At 60.4% G+C, this 4763-nt stretch carries 4 protein-coding genes and 1 pseudogene; 2 read left to right on the forward strand and 3 right to left on the reverse strand.

What is annotated here, in order from left to right:
* Together B3187_RS07350 and rhlB are read left to right on the forward strand one after the other, a co-directional pair.
* The coding region (locus B3187_RS07350; protein ID WP_286805451.1) for a dihydroxy-acid dehydratase at positions 1–870 on the forward strand (870 nt) is incomplete at its 5' end.
* A gap of 531 nt (positions 871–1401) precedes the next feature.
* Complete coding sequence (gene rhlB / locus B3187_RS07355) at positions 1402–3102, forward strand: ATP-dependent RNA helicase RhlB (RefSeq protein WP_414673684.1); 1701 nt, start codon at positions 1402–1404, stop codon at positions 3100–3102.
* A 107-nt stretch (positions 3103–3209) separates the two neighbouring features.
* Here the strand turns inward: rhlB and rrtA are convergent, their stop codons facing one another.
* The 3 genes and pseudogenes from rrtA to gatB all read right to left on the reverse strand — a co-directional run.
* Positions 3210–3746 carry a rhombosortase gene (gene rrtA, locus B3187_RS07360; protein ID WP_286805454.1) on the reverse strand — a complete coding sequence of 179 codons (537 nt, stop codon included), beginning with the start codon at positions 3744–3746 and terminating at the stop codon, positions 3210–3212.
* 60 nt (positions 3747–3806) lie between these two features.
* On the reverse strand, positions 3807–4106 hold the full coding sequence (locus B3187_RS07365) for a PA4642 family protein (protein WP_286805456.1): 300 nt from the start codon (positions 4104–4106) through the stop codon (positions 3807–3809).
* A gap of 32 nt (positions 4107–4138) precedes the next feature.
* A pseudogene (gene gatB / locus B3187_RS07370) lies at positions 4139–4763 on the reverse strand (Asp-tRNA(Asn)/Glu-tRNA(Gln) amidotransferase GatCAB subunit B); the annotation flags it as partial.

The following is a 4763-nucleotide window of genomic DNA, read 5'->3' on the forward strand; positions in this document are numbered from 1 at the left end:
GGCGGCTCCACCAACGCCGTGCTGCACCTGCTGGGCCTGGCCCACACCGTGGACGTGGATCTGACCCTGGAAGACTTCACCCGCATCGGCGCCCGCGTCCCGGTGCTGGCGGACCTTCGCCCCAGCGGTCATTACATGATGAGTGAGCTGGTTGCCATCGGCGGTATTCAGCCCCTGATGAAGATCCTGCTGGAGGCCGGCCTGCTGTACGGCGACTGCATGACCGTTACCGGCCAGACGCTGGCGGAAAACCTGGCCAGCGTTAAACCTTACCCCGAAGAGCAGGACATCATTCACGCCCTCGACAACCCGGTGAAAAAGGACAGCCACCTGCGCATCCTCTACGGCAACCTGGCGCCCACCGGCGCGGTGGCCAAGATTACCGGCAAGGAAGGTACCCAATTCACCGGCCGGGCCCGGGTGTTTCACTCGGAAGAGGAAGCCACCGACCGGATCATGGATGGCACCGTGGTGGCCGGGGATGTGCTGGTGATCCGCTACGAGGGCCCCAAGGGCGGCCCCGGCATGCGCGAGATGTTGACCCCCACGTCGGCGATCATGGGCAAGGGACTGGGGGATTCGGTGGCGCTGATCACCGACGGCCGCTTCTCCGGCGGCAGCCACGGTTTTGTGGTGGGGCACGTCACACCAGAAGCGCAGGACGGTGGCCCGATTGCTCTGGTGGAGGACGGTGACGAAATCGTGATCGACGCTGAAGCCAACACCATTTCGGTGACGGTGGACGACGCCGAGCTCGACCGCCGCCGCAAACTCTGGCAAGAACCACCACTACGCTACACCCGAGGCGTCCTGGCCAAATACGCCAAAACCGTCAGCTCAGCCTCGGAGGGTGCTGTTACCGATAAGTAGGGCACGTATGCAGTGCCGCTCTTGAGAGGTTTAACCTCGGTGCTTTGTCGTTGAGTGCTCCGCCTGGGTATACCCTTGTGAGACACGCCGTAAATACATCCCTGTAGGCTCGATCGCCTGCCGTCCAGGCAGGCGACGGTCTCACAAGGGTATACCCAGCCTCCGCGGTGTTAGCTTAACGTCTCGGGAACTAGCACCCACGCCAAACTCTCCAAGGCTTTCAGTGCCAACGTAACGTTTGGGCAACGGCGGATGCGGGCTTCTCCCTTATCCGCCCTACGCGGGTTTATACCGCTGCGCTCGGCCGTAGGGCGGATAAGCGCAGCGCATCCGCCGTTGCCCAAGGTGCCGTACGAAAGGCGCTAGCTCCCGGAACGATACGTTGGCACCGCGGAGGGAGGGAATACCCTCCCGCAGCACTCTGAGCGAAGTAACACCCTGAGCTAGTGCCAAACAGAGCCTGCCCCACGGTGGGAGAAAGAGGTGGTTTCCTGTATACTTCGCGCAAAGTTTGTACAGTAGGTGATCGTTTTGATTGGAAAACTCTTCAAAAAGCTGGCCGGGGACTCCAAACCGGCCAACAACTCCGAGACCCGCAAAGGGCGCAGCCCCAAAAATCAAACCGACAACCCCCGCAGCGGCGCCGAGCAAAAGCCCCGCAACGGCAAGCCCGGCGGCAACCGTCGGCGCAAACCGCGCCGTGCCCAAGGCTCCGGCGGGCGTGCAAACTCGCAGGAAAAGCAGGGCCATCCGGAGCAGAAAAGCCAAAAGGGCCAGCCGGAGAAGAGCGGCAACCCCGAGGCCAACAACGAGCCCGGAAACCAAGGCTCCGGCAAGAAAGGTGGCAACCGCCGCCGGGGCCGGAACAACAATCGCCGCCGAGGCGGCCAAAACAAGAGCAACAATAAACCTATGGCCAACCAACCCTGGGATATCTCACAGTTTCCGGTGCCCGAAGTCGAAGGCAAACTGCGCTTTCACGATTTCGGGCTTGAAAATGACCTGATGCACGCCATTGCCGACCTGGGCTTTGAGTACTGCTCCCCGATTCAGGCGCAATCCCTGCCTCTGGCTCTGCAGGGCAAAGACGTGGTGGGCAAGGCCCAGACCGGTACCGGTAAAACCGCGGCCTTCCTCACCGCCGTGATCGACGACCTGCTCAAACACCCCATTGAAGAACAGCGTTATGCCGGCGAGGCGCGGGCCCTGGTGATTGCGCCCACCCGCGAGCTGGTCATGCAGATCGCCGATGATGCCAAGCTGCTGTGCAAGTACACCGACCTGCAGATCCACACGCTGGTTGGCGGTATGGATTACGGCAAGCAGCAGCGCCGCCTGCACGACAGCCTGGTGGACATTCTGGTGGCCACCCCGGGTCGTCTGCTGGACTTCTGCCGCCAGCGCGATGTGTTTCTCGACCAGTTGGAAATTCTGGTAATCGACGAAGCGGACCGGATGCTCGATATGGGCTTTATTCCGCAAGTGCGCCAGATCGTGCGTCAGACACCCAAGAGGGAAGACCGGCAGACTCTGTTCTTCTCGGCCACGTTCACAGAAGAGGTCGAGCGTCTGGTGGAGCAGTGGACTCACGAGCCCACCACCATTGAAATTCAGCCCGAGAGTGTGGCGACCGACACGGTGGAGCAACATGTCTACCTGGCGGCGACCGAAGAAAAGTATCCGATGCTCTACAACCTGATTCAGCAGGACGATGTGGAGAGCCTGATCGTGTTTGCCAACCGCCGGGACCAGTGCCGCGACCTGCACGAGAAGCTGCGCCGCCACGATATCAAGGTGGGTTTGCTGTCGGGCGAGATTCCCCAGAACAAGCGGGTCAGCACCCTGAATGCCTTCAAGGAAGGTGATCTGAAAGTGTTGGTCGCCACCGATGTGGCGGGCCGGGGCATCCATATCAGCGGCATCAGCCATGTGGTGAATTTCACCCTGCCGGAGGAGCCGGAAGATTATGTGCACCGCATCGGTCGTACCGGCCGGGCGGGCAAGCACGGCACCTCGGTCAGTTTTGCCTGCGAGGACGATGCGATGTTGTTGCCGCCGATTGAAGAGCTCTTGGGCGAGTCGATCAAGTGCGAGCAGCCGCCGGAGGAGTTGTTGGCCGAAACCCCACCCATGAAACCCGCCGCGCCCCGGCGCCGTTCGTCGGGCGGCAGTGGTGGTCGCCCAGGCGGCAATCGCAGCGGCGGCGGACGCGGTCGGCCTCGTAGTTCGTAGCGTTTGATTTGGGTAACGGCGGATGCGCTTCGCTTATCCGCCCTACGCGAGTTTATACCGCTGCGCTCGGCCGTAGGGCGGATAAGCCGAAGGCGCATCCGCCGTAACTAAACGTGACGGCTTCGCCAAGTTCGCCACAAGAAAACCCCAACCCCCCAAGCCAGCCCAATCACCGCTCCATATAAATGCGCATCCACCGCTACCGGGACGGGCAAAAGCTCGTGTGACGTGTCATACCCGGGCCACTGTTCCTGCACAATTTTATAAGCCACCACCGCCAAGGCCAGACCGCTCATCCAGGGTGTCTGCTTGAAGGTGATGATCACTCCCGCTACCAGCAGTCCATGCAATGCACCGGACAGCCCCGCGTAATAATCCAGGTCGGTGTTGAACCACTGAATCCCGATGCCCACGCCCAGTAAACAGGTCAACAACAAAGGGCCATAGTGGCGCAGCGAAATATCCTGAAACAGAATCCAGCCGCATAGCATGAAGGCACCCAGGTTCATCGCCAGGTGGTAGGGGCCGTAGTGAATCCAGTGGCCGGTGAGCAGCCGCCAGAGTTCGCCCTGGCTGACGGCGTTGCGGTTGAGTTCGAGTAGGGGCTCGGTCACGCTCTGCAGTGCGCCGAGCAATACCATCATCACGCTCAACCCCAGTGTGAGCCAGAGGCTGGGCGTGAAACGGAGGAAGGGCAAGGCCGGTTACTCGGCGCCGGCCTGTTTCAGGGCGGCGATGTACTCGTCCGCCAGGCGGTGGTCTTTGATGGTCTGCAGAAAGGTCTTGCCGTCGGGGCCGGGGGCGTTCAGGTTGTGGCCGCGCTCGACAAAAAAATGCACAAAGGTGGCAAAGTTTTCTTCACGCATGCCGCGGTAGGCTTTCTCCAGCAAGTGAAAGTCCGGGTCCATCCCTTCGGGGGCCGGATACTGGAAGAAGCTTTTGATACGCTCATCATCAAACACTTCGCCCAGAACTTTCTTTTTGTCTTTCTTCAATTCGCTCATGACTGCTTTTATCTCCACGTGGCTGAAGGGATTTAACCTTCCAGCTTCTTGATCAGAATTTCGTTGACCGCTTGGGGGTTCGCCTGACCTTTGCTGGCCTTCATGATCTGGCCGACAAAGAAGCCGAGCATTTTCGGGCGCTTGGCCGGGTCGGCGTTGCGGTAATTGTCCACCTGTGCCTGGTTGTTGGCGATCACTTCGTCCACCATTTTTTCCAGCGCGCCGGTATCGGATACCTGTTTCAGGCCCTGTTTTTCAATGATGGTGTCGGCATCGCCTTCACCCTGGGTCATGGCCTCAAACACTTTCTTGGCGATTTTGCTTGAAATGGTGCCGTCTTTGATGCGCTCGATCAGGCCGCCCAGTTGCACCGGAGTGACCGGTGATTGCGCGATGCCGATTTCCTCTTTGTTCAGGTAGGCGGACAGGTCTGCCATGATCCAGTTGCCCGCCAGTTTGGCTTCGCCGCAGGCTTTGACCGTGGCTTCAAAGTAGTCCGCCGTGGCACGGTCGCCGGCCAGTTGGCCCGCGTCGTATTCGGGCAGATCGTATTCCTTGATGAAGCGGTCACGCCGCGCTTCCGGCAGTTCGGGCATGTCTTTGCGCACGGCTTCGATGAACTCATCGTCGATGATCACCGGTAGCAGGTCCGGGCAG

The organism is Marinimicrobium sp. UBA4209, assembly GCF_002381585.1.
GTDB classification, from domain to species: Bacteria; Pseudomonadota; Gammaproteobacteria; order Pseudomonadales; family Cellvibrionaceae; genus Marinimicrobium; species Marinimicrobium koreense.